Source organism: Kribbella sp. WER1 (assembly GCF_054189145.1).
Genome location: NZ_CM135186.1, coordinates 829,641 through 849,053 on the forward strand (window position 1 = coordinate 829,641; position 19,413 = coordinate 849,053).

Annotated in this window: 20 protein-coding genes; 4 read left to right on the forward strand and 16 right to left on the reverse strand. The window is 69.2% G+C overall.

Going from position 1 to position 19,413, the window contains the following annotated elements:
* Positions 1-247: 247 nt before the first annotated feature.
* Positions 248-592: a MerR family transcriptional regulator gene (locus tag ACXJJ3_RS04160; RefSeq protein ID WP_458168589.1), complete on the reverse strand. Its 345-nt coding sequence runs from the start codon at positions 590-592 to the stop codon at positions 248-250.
* A gap of 73 nt (positions 593-665) precedes the next feature.
* Here ACXJJ3_RS04160 and ACXJJ3_RS04165 point away from each other — a divergent pair, with 73 nt between their 5' ends.
* A complete protein-coding gene (locus ACXJJ3_RS04165; RefSeq protein WP_458168590.1) occupies positions 666-986 on the forward strand; it encodes a DMT family transporter in 321 nt (106 codons plus the stop codon).
* Positions 983-1,327 carry a DMT family transporter gene (locus ACXJJ3_RS04170; RefSeq protein ID WP_458168591.1) on the forward strand — a complete coding sequence of 115 codons (345 nt, stop codon included), beginning with the start codon at positions 983-985 and terminating at the stop codon, positions 1,325-1,327. Before ACXJJ3_RS04165 ends, ACXJJ3_RS04170 begins: the two co-directional genes overlap by 4 nt.
* Before the next feature lie 1,469 nt (positions 1,328-2,796).
* Here ACXJJ3_RS04170 and ACXJJ3_RS04175 read toward each other — a convergent pair.
* From ACXJJ3_RS04175 to ACXJJ3_RS04195, 5 genes are all read right to left on the reverse strand, one after another.
* Entirely contained in the window at positions 2,797-3,681 is an 885-nt protein-coding gene (locus tag ACXJJ3_RS04175) for a carbohydrate ABC transporter permease (RefSeq protein ID WP_458168592.1), read from the reverse strand.
* Entirely contained in the window at positions 3,681-4,649 is a 969-nt protein-coding gene (locus tag ACXJJ3_RS04180; protein ID WP_458168593.1) for a carbohydrate ABC transporter permease, read from the reverse strand. The genes ACXJJ3_RS04175 and ACXJJ3_RS04180 overlap by 1 nt, the downstream gene beginning before the upstream one ends.
* A complete protein-coding gene (locus ACXJJ3_RS04185) occupies positions 4,646-5,926 on the reverse strand; it encodes an ABC transporter substrate-binding protein (RefSeq protein WP_458168594.1) in 1,281 nt (426 codons plus the stop codon). Before ACXJJ3_RS04185 ends, ACXJJ3_RS04180 begins: the two co-directional genes overlap by 4 nt.
* A gap of 219 nt (positions 5,927-6,145) precedes the next feature.
* Complete coding sequence (locus tag ACXJJ3_RS04190; RefSeq protein ID WP_458168595.1) at positions 6,146-8,281, reverse strand: 3-hydroxyacyl-CoA dehydrogenase NAD-binding domain-containing protein; 2,136 nt, start codon at positions 8,279-8,281, stop codon at positions 6,146-6,148.
* Positions 8,278-9,495: an acetyl-CoA C-acetyltransferase gene (locus tag ACXJJ3_RS04195; RefSeq protein WP_458168596.1), complete on the reverse strand. Its 1,218-nt coding sequence runs from the start codon at positions 9,493-9,495 to the stop codon at positions 8,278-8,280. Before ACXJJ3_RS04195 ends, ACXJJ3_RS04190 begins: the two co-directional genes overlap by 4 nt.
* Positions 9,496-9,556: 61 nt before the next feature.
* Here ACXJJ3_RS04195 and ACXJJ3_RS04200 point away from each other — a divergent pair, with 61 nt between their 5' ends.
* The gene (locus ACXJJ3_RS04200; RefSeq protein ID WP_458168597.1) at positions 9,557-10,288 is read left to right on the forward strand and encodes a MerR family transcriptional regulator; all 732 of its coding nucleotides are present in this window, start codon (positions 9,557-9,559) and stop codon (positions 10,286-10,288) included.
* Here the strand turns inward: ACXJJ3_RS04200 and ACXJJ3_RS04205 are convergent.
* From ACXJJ3_RS04205 to ACXJJ3_RS04215, 3 genes are read right to left on the reverse strand one after another with little or no spacing between them, the layout of a single operon-like run.
* Positions 10,285-10,539 carry a DUF6510 family protein gene (locus tag ACXJJ3_RS04205; RefSeq protein ID WP_458168598.1) on the reverse strand — a complete coding sequence of 85 codons (255 nt, stop codon included), beginning with the start codon at positions 10,537-10,539 and terminating at the stop codon, positions 10,285-10,287. The genes ACXJJ3_RS04200 and ACXJJ3_RS04205 overlap by 4 nt on opposite strands.
* Positions 10,536-11,276, reverse strand: coding sequence for a ferredoxin reductase (locus ACXJJ3_RS04210; RefSeq protein ID WP_458168599.1), 741 nt, complete (start codon positions 11,274-11,276; stop codon positions 10,536-10,538). The genes ACXJJ3_RS04205 and ACXJJ3_RS04210 overlap by 4 nt, the downstream gene beginning before the upstream one ends.
* The gene (locus tag ACXJJ3_RS04215) at positions 11,246-11,842 is read right to left on the reverse strand and encodes a sulfite oxidase-like oxidoreductase (RefSeq protein ID WP_458168600.1); all 597 of its coding nucleotides are present in this window, start codon (positions 11,840-11,842) and stop codon (positions 11,246-11,248) included. The genes ACXJJ3_RS04210 and ACXJJ3_RS04215 overlap by 31 nt, the downstream gene beginning before the upstream one ends.
* 270 nt (positions 11,843-12,112) lie before the next feature.
* Here ACXJJ3_RS04215 and ACXJJ3_RS04220 point away from each other — a divergent pair, with 270 nt between their 5' ends.
* Positions 12,113-12,832 carry a GAF and ANTAR domain-containing protein gene (locus ACXJJ3_RS04220; RefSeq protein WP_458168601.1) on the forward strand — a complete coding sequence of 240 codons (720 nt, stop codon included), beginning with the start codon at positions 12,113-12,115 and terminating at the stop codon, positions 12,830-12,832.
* Between the two features lie 197 nt (positions 12,833-13,029).
* On the opposite strand, the gene ACXJJ3_RS04225 is transcribed toward ACXJJ3_RS04220, so the two are convergent.
* The 7 genes from ACXJJ3_RS04225 to ACXJJ3_RS04255 are packed head-to-tail and all read right to left on the reverse strand — an operon-like array spanning position 13,030 to position 19,405.
* Positions 13,030-14,172 carry an acyl-CoA dehydrogenase family protein gene (locus ACXJJ3_RS04225; RefSeq protein ID WP_458168602.1) on the reverse strand — a complete coding sequence of 381 codons (1,143 nt, stop codon included), beginning with the start codon at positions 14,170-14,172 and terminating at the stop codon, positions 13,030-13,032.
* Positions 14,173-14,185: 13 nt separating this feature from the next.
* Entirely contained in the window at positions 14,186-15,322 is a 1,137-nt protein-coding gene (locus tag ACXJJ3_RS04230) for a CaiB/BaiF CoA transferase family protein (RefSeq protein WP_458168603.1), read from the reverse strand.
* A 34-nt stretch (positions 15,323-15,356) separates the two neighbouring features.
* Positions 15,357-15,746 (reverse strand): hypothetical protein, encoded by a 390-nt coding sequence (locus tag ACXJJ3_RS04235; protein WP_458168604.1) that lies wholly within the window; start codon positions 15,744-15,746, stop codon positions 15,357-15,359.
* Positions 15,743-16,480: an SDR family oxidoreductase gene (locus ACXJJ3_RS04240; protein ID WP_458168605.1), complete on the reverse strand. Its 738-nt coding sequence runs from the start codon at positions 16,478-16,480 to the stop codon at positions 15,743-15,745. Before ACXJJ3_RS04240 ends, ACXJJ3_RS04235 begins: the two co-directional genes overlap by 4 nt.
* A gap of 18 nt (positions 16,481-16,498) precedes the next feature.
* Positions 16,499-17,401: an RNA polymerase sigma factor SigJ gene (sigJ, locus tag ACXJJ3_RS04245; protein ID WP_458168606.1), complete on the reverse strand. Its 903-nt coding sequence runs from the start codon at positions 17,399-17,401 to the stop codon at positions 16,499-16,501.
* Positions 17,394-17,957 carry a DinB family protein gene (locus ACXJJ3_RS04250; protein WP_458168607.1) on the reverse strand — a complete coding sequence of 188 codons (564 nt, stop codon included), beginning with the start codon at positions 17,955-17,957 and terminating at the stop codon, positions 17,394-17,396. Before ACXJJ3_RS04250 ends, sigJ begins: the two co-directional genes overlap by 8 nt.
* Complete coding sequence (locus ACXJJ3_RS04255) at positions 17,954-19,405, reverse strand: cobyric acid synthase (protein ID WP_458168608.1); 1,452 nt, start codon at positions 19,403-19,405, stop codon at positions 17,954-17,956. The genes ACXJJ3_RS04250 and ACXJJ3_RS04255 overlap by 4 nt, the downstream gene beginning before the upstream one ends.
* Positions 19,406-19,413 lie beyond the last annotated feature (8 nt).

Below are 19,413 nucleotides of genomic sequence, written 5' to 3' on the forward strand. Positions count from 1 at the left end.
ACCATCAACTAGTTACCTCTGGAACGGATCGGCGGCTGGCTGCGGCCCGGTGGGTTCTTCTTGTGTACGACGGGAAGCACGGCGTGGACCGGCACCGAGGACGACTGGCTCGGCGGGGGTACCACGATGTGGTGGAGCCACACCGACGCGGCGACGTACCGGCGCTGGCTCACGGACGCCGGGCTGACCGTCGAATCCGAGTCGTTCGTACCGGAGGGCGCCGGCGGGCACGCGCTCTTCTGGGCGTCTAAACGCTGACGTCCTGCCGCAGGGCCTGCAGTACTTCGAGCTCCCGATCGAGCTCGCGCCGCTTCTCCTCCAACCGCTGCACCTCCTGCGCGAGCAGCACCTCGAGTACGCCGGTGCGCTCCTCGGGCGGCGCCTCCAAACACGGCAACAGCTCGCCGATCGTGCTACTGGACAGCCCCGCCGCCAGCAGATGCTGGATCATCACGACCCGCTCGACCATCACCCCGTCGAACTCCCGCCACCCACCGGGCGTCCGACTCGAGCGGATCAGCCCCTGCTCCTCGTAGTACCGCAAGGACCGCGCACTCACGCCAGCCTCGCGCGCAAGCTGTCCGATTCGCATGCGCCCAGTGTTGCATCTGACACCAGTGTGAAGTTGCACGATGAGCCAGTCGCACTTTCTTGAAAGGACTGTCATGCACTGGCTCTACCTAGGCACGTCCGTGGTCTTCGAGATCGCCGTAGCGGTCTCAGCAGGCAAGGCCCAAGGCTTCAAACACCGCGGCTGGACCGCCGCCACCCTCGTCACCGGCGCCCTCGGCACATACTTCCTCAGCCGCGCATTGCTGACCTTCGACGTCGGCGTCGGCTACGCCCTGTGGACGTCGCTCGCCGGCGTCGGCATCACCCTGCTCGGCACGCTCGTCTTCGGCCAGCAACTCACCTGGCGCAAGGCCGTAGGCATCGCCTTGGTCATCGGCGGCGTCGTCGGCCTGCAGTTGACGAGCGCGTCATGAGCACCGCCTGGCTCACACTCCTCCTAGCCGGCACCTTCGAAGTCGGCTACGCCTTGTCAGTCGGCGGCAGCCAAGCCTTCACGGTCTGGCCGTGGTCCGTCGCGGCGGCGATCTTCTTCCTCCTAACGCTCTGGACCCTCAGCCTCGCCCTCCGCACCATCGAAGTAAGCATCGGCTACGCCACCTGGGCCGGCACCGGCAGCACGGGCGCGGCCCTCCTCGGCCCGGTCTTCTTCCACGAAACCCTCACCCTCCCGAAGGCCGCCTGGCTCGCCGTAATCATCACAGGCGTCATCTGGCTTAAGCTCGCCGACCGCCCACCCACGCAAGACCGCGAATAGCCAAGCACCAACCCGCAACCGGCAACCGGCAACCAAGCCCAGCTGACGACCGCCCGCCACCCCAGCCGCGAGCCGTACCCAACCCCAGGCGCGAGCCCAAGGCGCCGTACACCCGTCGAAGCCTGTCCTCAAGCAGACTCCGCACACCTCCCGGTGACCGTGAACAGGAAATGCCATGTCCCCCGCCCCCATTTCCTGTCACCAGTCCGAGCACGTCACCGGACAACCCCCGCCCGAACCGCGAAGCCGCACACGAGCCCACTCGCGACACCCACCGGGGACTGTGAACAGGAAGTGCCGTGTCCCCCGCCCCCACTACATGTCCCCCGCCCCCATTACTTGTCGCCAGTCCCCATCGCTCATCCCCATCCAAGCCCCTCGCAGCACCCGATCCGGTGCCCGAGGCGATCAGCCGAGGACGCGAGTACCGCCGGGCGGGCGCCGACTGCGTCTACCGGATCCTGCCCACCCGGCACCACCGCCACCCGCCGAAGGCGCCAACCAGCCACCCGCCGAGCAGGGGTGTCCGCTCTGCGAGCCCGACGCGCCGCACCTGCAGCCGCCCGACAAACCCGCACGCGCCGCACGCACTGGACGCGCCGGGCAACCATCCGCCGTGAACCGGTGAGCTGTTCCCGCAACAACATGCACGCCACTGAAACACCCGCCCGCCAAAGCACCCCGCGCTCCGACGAAGCACCCCGCGCCGCCGAAGGCGGCCAGCAGGCAGCCGCCGCGAAGCGGCGACGGTCTGCAGTCCCACAAGACCTGCCCGCCGGACCGCCCGCGCTGTCGGGCGCACCCCACACGGGCAAGCACCCCGCCGGCCGGCACCCGCCCGGCACCACCAACCTGCACGCGCCGAAGGCGCCAACCAACCAGCCGCCGCGAAGCGGCGCCCGCTCCCCCGCGAGCACCTGTACTTCGCCGGGACACCCGCATGCCGGAGCAGCTCACGGCGCGCCGGAGGCGCTGGCAGGACAGCCGCCGCGAAGCGGTGTCCTTCGCCCACCACAACATGTACTTCACCGGAGCACCCGCCCGACGAAGCAGTTCGCGCGCCGCCGAAGGCGGCCAACAAACAGCCGCCGCGCAGCGGCGACCTCATCCTCCCCACAACAACATGTACTTCACCGGAGCAGCTGTCCGGCGAAGCAGCTCGCGTGCTGCTGGAGGCGGCCGACAGGCAGCCGCCGCGCAGCGGCGCCCGCTCCCCCGCGAACGCATGTACTCCGCCGGGACACCCGCATGCCGGAGCAGCTCACGGCGCGCCGGAGGCACCGGCACGACAGCCGCCGCGAAGCGGTGTCCTTCTCGCACACGACAACATGTACTTCACCGGAGCAGCTGTCCGGTGAAGCAGCTCGCGTGCTGCTGGAGGCGGCCGACAGGCGGCCTCTTCCCGCGAAGGGGCGTCCGCTCTGGGGGCCCGCATCACCCCCGGCGGGTGCCGGGGGTGTGGACGGGGGTCAGTCTTTGATGCCGGATTGGGTTACGCCTTGGATCAGGTAGCGCTGGAGGAAGGCGAAGATCAGGACCAGCGGGAGGATCGACACGGCGACGGCCATGAAGAGTTCGTGGATGTTGATGGTTTGGGCCGTGATGAACGTCGACATCGCGACCTGGATGGTCCAGGACGACGAGTCCTGGCCGATCACCAGGGGCCACAGGAAGCTGTTCCAGTTGCCGATGAAGGTGATGGCGGCGAGGGCGGCGAAGAACGGCAGGGAGTTCGGTACGACGATCCGCCAGAAGACCCCGAAGTACCCGGCCCCGTCGACCCGGGCCGCTTCCTCCAGCTCCTTGGGGAAGCCGAGGAAGTACTGCCGGAACAGGAACGCCGCGAAGCCGCTGAACAGTGTCGGGATGATCAGACCGCGCAGCGACGACACCCAGCCGAGCGACGAGACGACGATGAACGACGGGATGAAGGTCACCGCGCCGGGGATCATCAGGGTGGCGACGATCGCGTAGAAGATCTTGTCCGCGTGCTTGTACGGGATGCGGGCCAGCCCGTACCCGGCCATCGATGCCAGCAGCAACTGTCCGGCGGTGCCGAGGATGCCGACGACGGCGGAGTTGTAGAGCGCCCGCGCCATCGGGACCGTGGTGTCGTTGAAGAGTTCACCGATGTTGCCCCACTGCAGGTGGGTCGGGAACAGCGTCCACGTCGGCGCGGTGATGTCGGCCTCGGTGGACAGGGCGTTGCGCACGATCAGGTAGAACGGCAGCAGGAACAGCACCACCGCGATGAACAGCGCGATCCAGCGCAGGACGGTGCCGACGCGGCCGAGTGGGGTCTGGGTGAAGCCGATCGGCTTCGGCGTACCGCTCGTACGTTCGGCGTCGGCCATCAGTCGCCCGCCTTTCCGAAGCCGAAGATCCGGCTCTGCAGCAGGGTCACGAGCATGATGATGACGGCCAGGATCAGCGCGCCGGCCGAACCGTGCCCGAGGTCCTGGATGGAGCCGAGCGAGATGCCGTACAGGTAGACGAGCGGCGGCCGCGCGTAGTTCACGTTGCCGATCAGGTTGTAGAACTCGTCGAACGCCTGGTACGCCGCGATCAGGTTCAGGATCAGCACGGCGACCGACGTCGCCCGCAACTGGGGCAGCGTGATGTACCGGAACACCTGCCACCCGGGCTTGGCCCCGTCGACGTACGCGGCTTCGTACAGTGTCGGCGAGATCCGCTGCAGGCCGGCGATGAACAGGATCATGTAGAACCCGAGCTGCAGCCACAGCCGGACCGTGACCAGCGGCAGCCAGTACCACGGCGGGCTGACCGTCGAGAGCCACGCGATGTTGTCGATCCCGAACCAGCCGAGCACCGTGTTCGCGAGACCGAACCGGACGCCGTTGAAGATCGACAGCTTCCAGATCAGGGACGCGACGACGTACGAGCATGCGGTCGGCAGGAAGAACACCGACCGGAAGAACGCCCGCGCGATCTTGACCTGGTTGACCAGCAACGCCAGCACCAGCGAGAGCACGAACGTCAGCGGCACGATGAACACCGCGAAGATCGTGAACGTGCCCAGGCTCGACAGGAAGTTCGGGTCGGTGAGCATGTCGATGTAGTTGCGGAGCCCGACGAACTTCGACGGTGTCGCCGTGTTGTAGGCCTCGAAGAAGCTGAGGACCAGGCTCCAGATGATCGGCAGGTACGAGAAGATCAGCAGCCCGAGCACGAACGGCCCGACGAACACCCAGAACCACAGGGCGTTCCCCTTGATCCCCTTCTGCCGTTTCCGGCCCGTCCGCGTCCCCCGCCGCTCACCGGAGGTGGCGGGGTCCGTGGAGGTCTTGGCTGTTGCGCTCATCCGAACAACCGCTGGAGTTCGTCGTTGACGGTTTTCTCCGCCTTGGCGATCTCGGCGGCTGGGTCGGCTCCCTTCTTGATGATGTTGGTCAGCATGTCGCTGAACGCGGTCCCCATCTTCGGGGTCCAGGCCGGGTCGTCGGTGTGACCGTAGTCCTGGGTCAGCTTCACGGTGTCGGCCGCGACACCGCTCTGCAGCTTGGCGGCCTTCGCGGCGACACTCTTGCGCGGCGGGATGTGGAAGCCGTAGCTCAGCGCCCAGTCCTCCTGGTCCGCGGTCTGGTCGATCCACAGCCACTTCACGAACTTCTTCGCCGCGTCCACGTTGCCGCTCTTCGCGGACACGAACTGCGTCCAGCCGCCGGAGTACACGGCCGGCTTGTTCGACGCGTCGAGGGCCGGGAAGGGGATCACGCCGAGGTCGTCGCCGAGCGCCTTCTGCATACCCGGCACCGCCCACATGCCGATCCACTGCATCGCGCACAGGCCCTGGTTGATCGCGCCCGGGTCGGTCCAGTCGGTCGGCGAGCCGAGCAGGATGCTCTTGCTGGCGTAGAGCTCGTGCAGCTTGCCGAACATCTTGGCCGGGCCGTCACCGGCGAAGCCGGGCTTGTGGTCCTTGGTGAGCCGGTCGCCGCCCGCCGCCCAGAGCGCCGGGCTGCCGAGCGCGAGGCCGCCGTCGTTGCCGACGAACATGCCCTTCACCTTGTTGGTGGTGAGTTCCTTGGACGCCGAGATCAGGTCGTCGATGGTCTCCGGCGGCTTGATGCCGGCCTTGTCGAGCAGCGACTTGCGGTAGTAGATGACCTGCGGGTCGATGATCATCCGGATGCCGTAGATCTTGCCGTCCACGGAGTTCGTGGCCAGGTCGCCCGGGAGGAAGTCGTCCTTGACGTCGGCAATGATGTCGTCGAGCGCGACCACCTGGTTGCTCTTCACCATGCTGATGTTCAGCTGGCTCTCGAAGACGTCGGGGCCCTTGTTCGACAGCAGCCCCGAGGCGAGCTTGCTGCCGTAGTCGCCCGGGGTCCACTGCACGGTGACGTTCGCGTCGGTGTACGACTTCGCGTACTTCAGCGCCGCCTGCTGCGTGCCGGTCTCGCCGTACTGGTGGTACCACTGCGAGAGGCTGGGTTTCGACCCACCACCCCCACCGGACGACGGTCGGCCGGTATTGCCGCCGCAGGCCGCGGTCAACGCGGCGAGCGCAGCGAGTCCGCCGGTCCGCTTCAGCAGATCGCGCCGGGACAATCCGGCGATCGGAACATGAGCAGGCATGAATTCCACCTTCCCGAGAGGGAACGTCGCAGGGGTACGACGCACGGTTCCGAGGTACTTAACGGCGTTAAGCATCTCCGAGTTCTGGCACACGGTACTGCAAGTCAATCGTTGTAGAAGTGCCAGCACAATGTCTCAAAAGCGCGTCCGGCGCAAGACCGGACGCGCTGTTCTTTGTTCGAATGTGTGGAGTTTGCTTGAGTTGATATCGGCTCGTGATCAGCCGAAGATCTCTCCCGCCGCAGCCTTGCGGAGCAGCAGCGCCGGCGGCGCGAACCGTTCGCCGTACGCCGTGGCCAGTTCGCGCGCCCGCTCGGCGAAAACGCTGAGTCCGTACGCGTTCACGTACTGCAACGCCCCGCCGTGCAGCGGCGGGAACCCGATCCCGAAGATCGACCCGATGTTGGCGTCCGGCACCGACCGCAGCACGCCCTCGTCCAGGCACTTCACGGTCTCCAGCGCCATCGCGAACAGCATCCGCTCCTGGACGTCGATCAGCGGTACTTCGGCCCCGGCCGGGAAGTGTTCCCACAGACCGGGCCACAACCGCTTCGGGCCGTCCGCCGGGTAGTCGTAGAACCCGGCGCCCGCGGCCTTCCCGTGGCGGCCGAACTCGTTCACCAGCCGGTCCGCGACCGCCATCCCCGGGTGCTCGTCGAACGCCCCGGCGCTGTCCCCGGCCGCGCGGGCGGCGTCGCGGATCTTCTGCGGCAGCGTCAGCGTCACCTCGTCCAGCATCGCCAGCGGCGGCGCCGGGAACCCGGCCTGGGTCGCGGCCCGCTCGATCATCACCGGGTCGACACCCTCCGCGACCATCGCGGCGCCCTCCATCACGAGCGTGCCGAACACCCGCGAGGTGAAGAACCCGCGGCTGTCGTTGACCACGATCGGCGTCTTCTTGATCTGCCGTACGACGTCGTACGCCTGCGCGATCGCCCGGTCCGAGGTCTTGGCGCCGACGATCAGCTCGACCAGCGGCATCCGGTCCACCGGCGAGAAGAAGTGCATGCCGATGAAGTCATCCGGCCGATCGATGCCGTCGGCGAGCGCGGTGATCGGCAGCGTCGAGGTGTTCGAGCAGAGCAGCGCGTCCGGCTCGACCACGCCGGCGATCTCGGCGAACACCTTCTGCTTCAGCGCGCCGTCCTCGAAGACCGCCTCGATCACCAGGTCGCACCCGGCAAGATCGTTCGGGTCGGCGGTCGGGGTGATCCGGCCGAGGAATGCCTCCACGTCGGCGGCGGTGGTCCGGCCTTTCGCGACCTGCTGTGCCAGGAGTTTCTCAGAATACGCTTTCCCGCGCACGGCATCGGCCAGCGAAACGTCTTTCAGTACGACCTCGATACCGGCCTTCGCGCACACATAGGCGATTCCGGCGCCCATCATCCCGGCCCCGAGTACCCCGGCCTTCCGCGCGCGGTACGCCGGTACGCCGGCCGGCCGTGACCCGCCCGCGTTGATCGACTGCAGGTCGAAGAAGAACGCCTGGATCATGTTCTTCGCGGTCTGCCCGGTGGCCAGCGACACGAAGTACCGGGACTCGATCCGGGAGGCGGTCTCGAAGTCGACCTGGCTGCCTTCGACGGCGGCGCTCATGATCGCCCGCGGTGCCGGGTACGGGGCGCCCTTCAGCTGCTTGCGCAGGTTCGCCGGGAACGCCGGCAGGAACGCGGCCAGCTTCGGCGAGGCCGGCGTACCGCCCGGGATCTTGTAGCCGTCCCGGTCCCACGGCTGCTTGGCGTCGCCGTCGTACGTCGTGATCCACCGCCGGGCGGCGTCCAGCAGCTCGTCGGCGGCGACCACCTCGTCGACGATGCCGACCGACAACGCGTGCGCGGGCTTCATCCGCTGCCCCTGCAGCAGCACCTTCATCAGCGCGTCCTGCAGGCCGAGCATCCGGACGGTCCGGGTCACTCCCCCGCCGCCGGGTAGCAGGCCGAGCGTCACCTCGGGTACGCCGAGCTCGATGCGGTTGTCGTCGGCAACGATCCGGTGATGGCAGGCGAGCGCGATCTCCAGGCCACCACCGAGCGCCGACCCGTTGATCGCGGCAACCACTGGTACGCCGAGGGTCTCCAGCGCACGCAGTTGCCGCTTGACCTCTTCAACCGTGTCGAAGACCTGCGCGGCGTCCGACGGCTGGATCTGCGACAGCTGCCGCAGGTTCCCGCCGGCGAAGAACGTGGACTTCGCCGACGTCACGATCACGCCCTTGAGCAGCGCCTTCTCGGCCACCAGCCGCTCGACGGTCCGGCCCATCGCCTCGACGTAGGCGTCGTTCATCGTGTTGGCGGACGCTGAGGGGTCGTTCAGCGTCAGCGTGACGACACCGGCGTCGTTCTTCCACTCGATCATGCGGCAAGCCTTTCGATGATCGTCGCGACGCCCATGCCGCCGCCGACGCACAAGGTGGCCAGTCCGTACCGGAGCTCGCGGCGCTCCAGCTCGTCCAGCAGGGTTCCGATCAGCATCGCGCCGGTGGCGCCGAGCGGGTGCCCGAGGGCGATCGCGCCGCCGTTCACGTTCACCTTCTCGTGCGGTACGCCGAGGTCCTTCATGAAGTGCAGCACCGCCGCCGCGAACGCCTCGTTCATCTCGAACAGGTCGATGTCCGGCACCTCGAGCCCGGCCCGGGCCAGCGCCTTGCGGGCGGCCGGTGCCGGCCCGGTCAGCATGATCGTCGGGTCCGCACCGCTGACGCCGACCGAGACCACCCGGCCGCGCGGCGCCTGCCCGAGCGCCTCGCCGGCCTTCTCGTTGCCGATCGCGACCAGCGCGGCGCCGTCCACGATCCCGGACGAGTTGCCCGCGTGGTGCACGTGCTCGATCCGCTCGACGGTCAGGTACTTCTCCAGCGCCACCGAGTCGAACCCGCCGTGCTCGCCGATCGCCGCGAACGACAACGGCAGCCCGGCCAGCGTCTCCACCGACGTACCGGGCCGGACCAGCTGGTCGTGGTCGAGGATCCGCAGCCCGTTCCGGTCCACCACCGGTACGACCGAACGCCCGAAGTACCCGTTCGCCCAGGCCTTCGCGGCGCGGGCGTGCGACTCGGCGGCGTACGCGTCGACGTCGGTGCGGGAGAACCCGTCCACGGTCGCGATCAGGTCCGCGCTGATCCCTTGCGGGATGAACCCGGTCTGCAGCGCGGTCTCCGGGTCCATCGCCCAGGCGCCGCCGTCGGACCCCATCTTCACCCGCGACATCGACTCGACGCCGCCGGCCAGGATGAAGTCCTCCCAGCCCGACCGCACCCGCTGCGCGGCCTGGTTGACGGCCTCCAGCCCGGAGGCGCAGAACCGGTTCAGCTGCACGCCGCCGGTGGTCTCGGGGTAGCCGGCCATCAGCACCGCGGTCCGCGCGATGTCCATGCCCTGGTCGCCGATCGGCGTCACCACCCCGAGCACGACGTCGTCGATCGCCGCCGGGTCGAGGCCGGGATGCCGGGTCCGGAGCTCGTCCAGCAGCCCGGTGATCAGCTGGACGGGCTTGACCTCGTGCAGCGCGCCGCTCGGTTTCCCTTTGCCGCGTGGTGTCCGAATCGCGTCGTACAGGAAGGCTTCGGTCATGAGGCGATTGTGACAGTAACGCTGTCATGATGGTCAAGTACGGGCCGTTATGATCTCCGCCATGTCGGAGGTCTCGGGGGACGCCACACTCACGGTGGACGAGCTGTCCACGCGCGTGGGCATGACGGTGCGGACGTTGCGGTTCTACGCCGGGCGGGGCCTGATCCCGCCGCCGATCCGGCGCGGCCGGGTCGGGTACTACGGGCCCGAGCACATCGCGCGGCTCGACCTGGTGCGGGAACTGCAGGCGCACGGGTTCACCCTGCAGGCGATCGAGGGGTACCTGGACCGGATCCCGCCGAACGCCACCCCGCAGGACATCGCGCTGCACCGGACCCTGCTGACGCCGTGGATGCGCGACCTGCCGGAAACCCTCGACCGAGCGGCGCTGGTACGGCGGACCGGGCGCGACCTCAGCGACGACGACATCGAGATGCTGGTCGCACTCGGGGTCGTCGAGCCGACGCCGGACGAGGACGTGTTCCAGGTCGCGACCGCCCATCTCAGCCTGGGTGTCGAACTGCTGGACCTGGACCTCCCGGTCGAGGCGGTGCAGGACGCCGGCCGGATCTTCACCGAGCACGGCCGCGCGATCGCGGAGGAACTGACCGAGGTGTTCCGGACCAAGGTCTGGCCGCACTACCGCGACTCCGGCGGCCCGCCCGAACACATCCAGCAGCTCGTCGAACGCTTCAAGCCCGTGACAATCCAGGGCCTCGTGCTCGCGTACGAGCGCGCCGTCGGCGAGACCCAGCGGGACACGATCCGGCGTACCCAGAACAAGCCGCGCTAGTTCGGTATGCGCAGGTAGGTCAGCCCTCGGAGGTCCAGGTAGGTGTCGTTCGGGGTGGTGACCACGCGCAGCAGCACCGCGTCACAGCCCGGGCAGCGCGCGACGGTCCCGGGCGCGTCGACGTACACGCGGGCCTCCGCGAACACGTTGGTCTGCCCGCAGCCGTTGCACTGGCCGATGGCGGCCGTGAGGTCCACGGCGAACAGTTCGCTCAGTGGTCCCGCCACCACATTGCCGTCGAGATGGCTCATCCGAACCGCTCCGTTCTGACTCGCGCCGGGTCGTGGCCGGCCGCCACCAGCAGATCCGCGACCGTCTCCACGAACGGTGTCGGCCCGCACACGTACGTCGTCGCGCCGTCGCCCGGCCCGAACGCGTAGCGCTCCAGCAGCTCAGCGTCGATCCGCCCGACCCGCGACTCCCCGTCGGGCGCCTCGCGCGTGTAGACGAGATGCACGTCGACGTCGTCCGCCGCGGCCAGTTCCTTGAGGTCGTGGACGTAGATCACCGACTCCGGGCGGCGGACGGAGTACAGCAGCCGCATCGGGGTCGACGTACCGGCTGTTTGTTCTACCCGGGCCTGCAGCATCGCGCGCAGCGGTACGACGCCGGATCCGCCGCCGATCAGCTGGACAGGTCCTTCCTGCTCGGGCTTCCACACGAACCAGCCGCCGACCGGCCCGCGGAGCTCCAGCGGGTCGCCGGTCTTCAAGACGTCGACCAGGTACGGCGACACCTCACCGTCCGGCGCCTCCTCGACGGTCAGCTCGACCGTTGCGCCCGTCCACGCGGAGGCGATCGAGTACGACCGGGACGCCCGGTACCCGTCCTCGGCGGTCAGCCGGACGTCGACGTGCTGCCCCGCGAGATGCCCCGGCCAGTCCGGTACGTCGAGCACGATCGTCCGCGCCGTCGCCGTCTCCCGCCGTACATCTGCCACCGTGGCGATCTGCCACGTCAGTCGCCGGCGTATCGCTGTTCTTTCCATGGGTCTCCGTACTCGTGGTAGCCGGCGGTCTCCCAGAAGCCGAGGTCCTCGGTGTCGGAGAGCACCAGGCCGCGGATCCACTTGGCGCTCTTCCAGAAGTACAGGTGCGGGACCAGCAGCCGGGCCGGGCCGCCGTGCTCGGGGTGCAGCGGCTCGCCGTCGTACTCGTAGGCGATCCAGGACTGCCCGTCGAGCAGGTCGTCGAGCGGCACGTTCGTCGTGTAGCCGCCGTAGCTGTGCGCCATCGCGAAGTCGGCGCCGGTCTCGACGTCGGCGAGCAGCGTGTCCAGCGAGACGCCCTGCCAGCTCGTCCTGAGCTTCGACCACCGGGTGACGCAGTGGATGTCCTTGGTGATCTCCTCGGACGGCAACGCCAGCAGCGCCGCCCAGTCCCACTTGTACTTCTCACCGGTCTCGGTGGTGACCGTGAACTCCCAGTGCTCGGGCAGGATGTGCGGTGTCGGACCCGCCGACAGCACCGGAAACTCGTGCGTCAGGTACTGCCCCGGCGGCAGCTCCGACCCACCCCGCCGCCGTCCGGCGAACCCCGGCGAAACGATCCCCATGGCGGCCCTCCCTCGGTGTGCGAACTCTCCCCGCGCGCAGGACTAGACTGCTACCTCTCGCTGCCCCGGACCTCGGTAGCTCCCTAAGCTGCTACCTGCCCGGGAGGAAGCTCTGATGAGCGATGGTACGGCGCTCGCCCGCCGGTGGACGAGTGAGGATCACCGAAGCGGGTACCGAAACCGAAGGAGCGGCACCGGACCCGATCGCCGTACGACCGTTCGAAGCACGTGTCCCGATGAGCCGGCCGCCCCTCGACCGGAGGATGACTCATGAGCACATCTGACCGGAGAGTGCGGGAGGTCTTCATCGAGCTGTCCGACACGCTCGTCGCGGACTTCGACATCATCGAGTTCCTCGACCGGCTCGGGTCCCGGTGCGGCGAACTGCTCGACGTCTCGGCCTGCGGCATCCTGCTCGTCGACCACCAGGGCGCGCTGAACCTGGTCGCGGCCTCCAGCGAGCAAGTCCGGCTGATCGAACTCGTCCAGCTGCAGAACCTCCAAGGTCCCTGCCTCGACACGTTCAAGACCGGACGTCCAGTGCGGTACGCCGACCTGCGCGACGGCGGGAGCCCGTGGCCGCGGTTCGCGGAGGCGGCCGTCGACGGCGGCTACGTGTCGGTCCAGGCGCTCCCGATGCGGCTGCGGGACACCACCCTCGGCGCGGTGAACCTGTTCAGCCGGCAGACCGGTCCGCTGCCGGAGGAGACCGTCGTACTCGGTCAGGCGCTCGCGGACGCGGCGACGATCGGCATCCTGCACCAGCGGGCGCTGGCGCGCCAGGAAGTCGTGACGGAGCAGCTACAGAACGCACTGAACAGCCGGATCCTGATCGAGCAGGCGAAGGGCTACATCAGCCACAGCCTGGCGATCGGCGTCGACGAGTCGTTCGCCGTCCTGCGGACCTACGCGCGTTCGACCAACAGCCGGCTGACCGACGTCGCCGCGGACGTCGTGCACGGCCGCCTCACGCTCCCCGCTCCCGACTGATTCAGTCGACCGCTTCAAGCGCCTGCGCCCTTTCGGGACGGCATCTGCCGCGGTTACTCTGTGTTGGCCTGTCCAACAAAGCCCCAGACCCTGGCACCGGACGTGCCGCGACCGCAGGGAGGGGTGGGCGTGGCACCACGGCACCTCGGGTCCCGTCGTCTGCCGTGACGACGGGGCCCGATCTTTTCGGGCCGGGGTCAGATCCCGAGGGTTCTGCCGATGATTTCCTTCATGATCTCGGTGGTGCCGCCGTAGATGGTCTGGATCCGGGTATCGAGATATGCCTTCGCGATCGGATACTCGGTCATGAAGCCGTAGCCGCCGTGGAGTTGCAGGCAGCGGTCGACGACCTTCTTCTGGAGTTCGGTGGTCCACCACTTCGCCATCGCGGCCTCGGCGACGGTCAGCGTGCCGGTGTTCAGCTCCTGGATGCAGCGGTCCACGAACACCCGGGCGATCTGTGTCTCGGTGGCGAGTTCGGCGAGCACGAAGCGGCTGTTCTGAAAGGAGCCGATCGGCCGGCCGAACGCCTTCCGGTCCTTCACGTAACGCAGCGTGTCCGCGAGCATGTTCTCGCAGGCCGCTGCCGCGACCACCGCGATCGTCAGCCGCTCCTGAGGCAGCTTCTCCATCAGGTAGACGAAGCCCTTGCCCTCCTCGCCGAGGAGGTTCTCCACCGGCACCCGGACGTCGTCGAAGAACAGCTCCGCGGTGTCCTGCGCCTTCAGCCCGATCTTGTCGAGGTTGCGCCCGCGTTCGAACCCGGGCATGCCCCGTTCGACGACGATCAGCGAGATGCCTTGCGCACCGGCCGACGGGTCGGTCTTCGCGACCACGATCACCAGGTCCGCGAGGATCCCGTTCGAGATGAACGTCTTCTGCCCGTTCAGCACGTAGTGGTCGCCGTCGCGCCGCGCGGTGGTCTGGATCCCCTGCAGGTCGCTGCCGGCGCCGGGCTCGGTCATCGCGATCGCGGTGATCGTCTCGCCGGAACAGAACGCCGGCAGCCAGCGCTTCTTCTGCTCCTCGGTCGCACAGTCGAGCAGGTACGCCGAGTTGATGTCGGTGTGGATCGTGAACCCGACCCCGCTCGCCCGCACCCGGGTCAGCTCCTCGATCAGTACGGCGTTGAACCGGAAGTCCCGCGCGCCGCCCCCGCCGTACTCCTCCGGCATCATGAACCCGAGCAGACCCGCGGAACCGGCGGCCGTCCACAGCTCGCGCGAGACGATGCCGGCCTCCTCCCAGGCGTCGTGGTGCGGGACGATCTCCTTCTCGCAGAACGCCCGGACGGTCTCCCGGAAGGCATCCTGATCGGCGTCGAAGAGCTGACGTTCCACGGGCGGTTTCCTCTCAGTCCTGACGGCGTTCGACCTGTTGGGCGGCGCCGGACTCCAGCAGTGCGTCCACGTCGGTGATCCCCCAGTCGGCCAAGGCTTCCCGGGTGTGCTCCCCCGGCCGCGCGGGCGGCCGGTCCACGCTGGTCGGGGTCCGGTCGAAGCGCGGCGCGGGCGCCGCCTGCCGGACGCCGCCCACGTCCGTAAAGGTGCCGCGGGCAACAAGATGCGGATGGTCGGCGGCCAGCGGCAGGACCGGCGCGACACAGGCGTCCGATCCGTCGAAGACCGCGGTCCACTCGGCCTGCGCGCGTTCCCGGAACTTCGCGGTCAGTACCTTCCGCAGCTCGGGCCACTGCGCCGGATCGTTGCGGTCCGGCGGGTTCAGCCCGAGCTTGTCGATCAGTTCGGCGTAGAACCGCGGCTCGAGCGCCCCGACCGCGACGTACTCGCCGTCCGCGGTCTCGTACACGTCGTAGAACGGTGCGCCGGTGTCGAGCAGGTTCGTCCCGCGCTCCTGCCGCCACGCGCCGGCCGCGAGCGCGCCGAGCAGCATCGTGGTCAGGTGCGCCGACCCGTCCACGATCGCCGCGTCGACCACCTGCCCCTGGCCGCTGCGCTGCGCCTCGTGGAGGGCCGCGAGTACGCCGATGACCAGGTACAGCGAGCCGCCGGCGAAGTCGCCGAGCAGGTTCGCCGGGACCTGCGGCGGACCGCCCGCGCGGCCGATCAGGTGCAGCGCACCGGACACGGCCAGGTAGTCGATGTCGTGCCCAGCGGTCTGCGCGAGCGGTCCGTCCTGGCCCCAGCCGGTCATCCGCCCGTACACCAGCCGCGGGTTCAGTGCGCGGCAGTCCTCCGGCCCGAGCCCGAGCCGCTCGGCGACCCCGGGCCGGAAACCCTCCACCAGTACATCGGCCTGCGCGACCATTCGGCGTACGACGTCCACCGCGGCCGGCTGTTTCAGGTCCAGCGCGGCGCTCCGGCGGCCGCGGTTCACCAGGTCCAGCTCCGGCGGGCCCATCGAGAGCCCGCCGCCGGGCCGGTCGATCCGCAGTACGTCGGCACCGAGCTCGGCGAGCAGCATGCACGCGAACGGCGCGGGGCCGATCCCGGCCAGCTCGACCACCTTCACGCCCTCGAGTGGACCCATACCGGCCATTGTGACAGTTCTACTGTCACAGTCGTCAAGTGAGCTTCCGCACCCCCGCGAGCGCGCTGATCGGAACGAGGGCCATCAGCCCCACACCGACGCCGAGCACAGCCGACCAACCAGGCTCCTCGCCGTTGAGGTGCCCGAGATGGAAGACCATGTGCGGCACGGCGAACGCCAGATAGGCCAGCAACGCGACGGCAGTCAGATACCGGTCGAGCCGGATCGCGGCCGCGGTCAGCACGATGCCCAGGCCGAGCGACGCGGCTCCGAAGTCGTGGAACAGGTGGTCGTTGTACGGCGGATCCCAGTCGACCGTCGGCACCGTGTCGTAGAACGTCTTCGGCAGGAAGGTCAGCCACACGCCCAGGACCAGCTCCAGCGCCGCGAAGACGATCAGCACCGTGCGGACGTACGCCCTCATCGCAGGTACTCCGCGAACGTGATCTTCCCGTACGCCGGTCCGTCGACCGTCGCGTGGCCGGACGCGAACTCGCCGAACGTCCTCCCCGGCAACCGCACCGGCACCACCGCGCGCCGTACCGACCGCGCCCGTTTCCACAGCCGTGCCAGGTCGACCACGGACCGGCGTTCCGGTCCGCCGATGTCCGCGGCGCGGCCGTTCAGCGGCGGCTGTGCGGCGAGTTCGGCGAGCCGGACCGCGACCTCCTCGACCGCGATCGGCTGCAGTGTGACGGCCGGCGCGAGGACGGCGGGGACAAACCGCTGGGAGCTGAGGACCTTGTCGACGAGATCGTGGAACTGGGTCGCGCGCAGCACCGTGTACGGCACGCCCGACTCGGCGACCAGACGCTCGGCCTCGAGCTTGTACCGGTAGTACGGCAAGGGGATCCGGTCGATGCCGGCGATCGACATCACGATCAGGTGCTTGACCCCGGAGGCGGCGGCGAGGAGGTTGCGGGTCTGCTCGACGTCCTTGCGGCCGGCGCTGGTGGCCAGGTGGACGACCACGTCGAAGCCGTCGAAGCCGTCGAAGCCGTCGACGGTGAGTCCTTCTCCGGTGGTGAGGTCGCCGACGACGTGGTCGGGGCCGGGCCTCCGGCTGAGCACCCGGACCTGGTGGTCGAGTGCACGGAGCCGCGCCACGGTAGGTCGACCGAGGGTGCCGGTGCCGCCGGTGACGAGTATCGAGGTCATGCGCTGGTGTCCTTTCAGTCACCAGCCCAGACCGGACAGCCCTCCGATCTGTGACAGCTGCCCGGTCGCGAAGGCCAGTTTGTCCGGATTCATCACGAACTCCACGTGCGTGACGCCGTCCACGCCGACAGCGATGAACGCGATCGCCACCACGCCGTCCGGTCCGGCCGCCACCAGCGCGGGGCCGCCGTTCGCCTCGGTGAGGTACGCCTCGATGCCGCCGCCGAACCGCTGGACCGCGCCCGACAGGTAGCGGGCGACCTTGTCCCGGCCGGTCACGACGTTCCGCGCGGCCGACACCTGGCCGCCGCTGTCGGCGCGCGACACCACGTCCGCGGCCAGGAGCTGCTCCAGTTCCTCGATCTCACCCAGCCGGGCTGCCGCGATGAACCGCTCGACCAGCTTCCGCCAGCCCGCGCGGTCGACCGGCTGTTCACGCCGCGGTTCGGCCGCGAGCTTCTTTCCGGCCCGGGACGCGAGCTGCCGCGCGTTCGCCTCCGACGTACCGATCAGCTCGGCGACGTCGCGGTACCCGTACGCGAACGCCTCGTGCAGGACGTACGCCGCGCGCTCGGCGGGCGTCAGCCGTTCGAGCATCAGCAGCAGCGCGAACGACACCGACTCCCGCTCCGCGACCACCTCGAGCGGGCCGAGCGCGTCGAACTGCCCGGTCAGCACCGGCTCGGGCAGCCACTGACCGACGTACGTCTCGCGCCGGGCGCGGGCCGAGGTGAGCTGCTTGATCGAGAGGTTCGTGACGGTCTTCGCCAGGTACGCCTCCGCATCGCGGACCGCCGTCCGGTCGACGTCCTGCCAGCGCAGCCACGCGTCCTGGACGATCTCCTCGGCGTCGGTCGCGGTCCCGGTCATCCGGTACGCGATCCCGAACAGCCGGCCCCGCACCCGCTCGAAGTCATCCACGCCGGAACGTCTCCGCCGCCCGCTGGATCGTCGTGAAGTACGCCGACCAGCCGGCCTCGTCGAGCATCCCCGCGTCCCGTCCGCCCTGCCCGTCGATCAGCTCCCGGACGATGTCGGCGTGCCCGGCGTGGTGCGCGGTCTCGTCGACCACCCGCACCAGCAACGCGCCGAACGTCGTACCGCGCTCACCTTCGGCCCAGTGCGGCACCTCCGCCGGATGGTCCAGGTCGAGCTCGGCGATCGAGCGGTCGCTGTGCGCACAGGCCTTCCGGTACAGCCCGGTCAGGTACTCCGTCGACTCGTCCGGCCTCGCCCACATGTCGGCGCCGTCCCACACCGAGCCGTCCGCCTGCCACGGCAGCTGCTCCCGCCGCGGGCGGCCGACGCTGGTACCGAGGTAGACGTACTCGATCCCGGTCAGGTGCTTCACCAGGCCGAGCAGGTTCGTACCGGACGGGACCAGCGGCCGACGGCGGTCGTACTCGTCGAGCCCGTCGAGCTTGGCGAGCATCAGCGCGCGGGTGGCCCGGAGGTAGTCCTGCAGCACGGTCTTCACGGCGCTCCTGGGGGTACGAAGGGAACGGACGGCGCGCCGTGCTCGATCAGGTGCAGGAGCGCGGCGGTGTCGGCGTACTCGTCGATCATGTCGGCCAGCCGCTCCAGCCGGTCCTCGCGGAGCCCGGCGAACGAGACCGTGCCGTCGGGCGCGGGTCTGCCGGTCAGCTCGGCGATCTCGCGGAGGAAGTCGTGCCGCGCCGCGTCGTCGTCCAGCAACCCGTGCCAGATCGTCCCCCACACGGCGCCGGCCCGGCACCCGCCCGGGAACGCCGCGGCATCACCGGTCACCTCGACCACCCCGTGGTGGATCTCGTACGCCGTCGGCGCCGGCCGTGCCAGCACCTTCTCCGGTCCGAACACCGTTGCGACGGGCAACAACCCCAGTCCTGGGTGGTCGCCGCCCGTCTCCACCGCCTGCGGATCGGAGACGGACGCTCCGAGCATCTGGTACCCGCCGCAGATCCCCAGCACCGGACGACCGTTGGCGACCCTGGCCTGGACAGCCTCAGCGAGGCCTTGCGCACGGAGCCAGGCGAGGTCGGCGACTGTCGCACGGGAGCCGGGCAGCACGACCAGGTCGGCGTCGCGGACCTCGGCCGGGCTGGTCGTGAAGAACACGCTGTTCGTCGGCTCGGCCGCGAGCGCGTCCAGGTCCGTGAAGTTGCTGATCCGCGGGAACCGCACCACCGCGATCGTCAGCAGCTCCCCCGACGAGGTACGCCGTACCGGAATGTCCAGCGCGTCCTCCGAGTCCAGCCACAGCTCCGGCAGCCACGGCAGGACGCCGTACGTCGACCGGCCGGTGACGCGGGCGAGCATGTCGATCCCGGGCTGCAGCAGCGACACGTCGCCGCGGAACTTGTTCACCAGGAACCCGCCGATCAACGCCTGGTCCGCCGCGTCCAGCAACGCGATCGTCCCGAATATCGACGCGAACACTCCCCCGCGGTCGATGTCGCCGACCACGACCACCGGCGCGCGGGTGTGCTGCGCGAGGCCCATGTTCACGTAGTCGGACTGCCGCAGGTTGATCTCGGTCGGGCTGCCCGCGCCCTCGCTGATCACCACGTCGTACCGGGAGGCGAGGTCGTCGTACGCCGCGAACGCCGCCTTCGCCAGCTCCGCGCGTTCGGTGAGGAAGCCGCGGGCGGACAGCTCGCCCCACGGCTCCCCCATCAGCACCACGTGGCTGCGCCGGTCGCTGCCCGGTTTGAGCAGCACCGGGTTCATCGCGGCCTCGGGTTCGGCGCCCGCGGCAACGGCCTGGATCCACTGCGCGCGGCCGATCTCGGTGCCGTCGGCGCAGACCATCGAGTTGTTCGACATGTTCTGCGCCTTGTAGGGCGCCACCCGGACACCCTGCCGCGCCAGCCACCGGCATAACCCGGTGACGACGGTCGTCTTCCCGGCGTCGGACGTGGTACCGGCGATCAGCAGCGAACCCACCCGCTCAT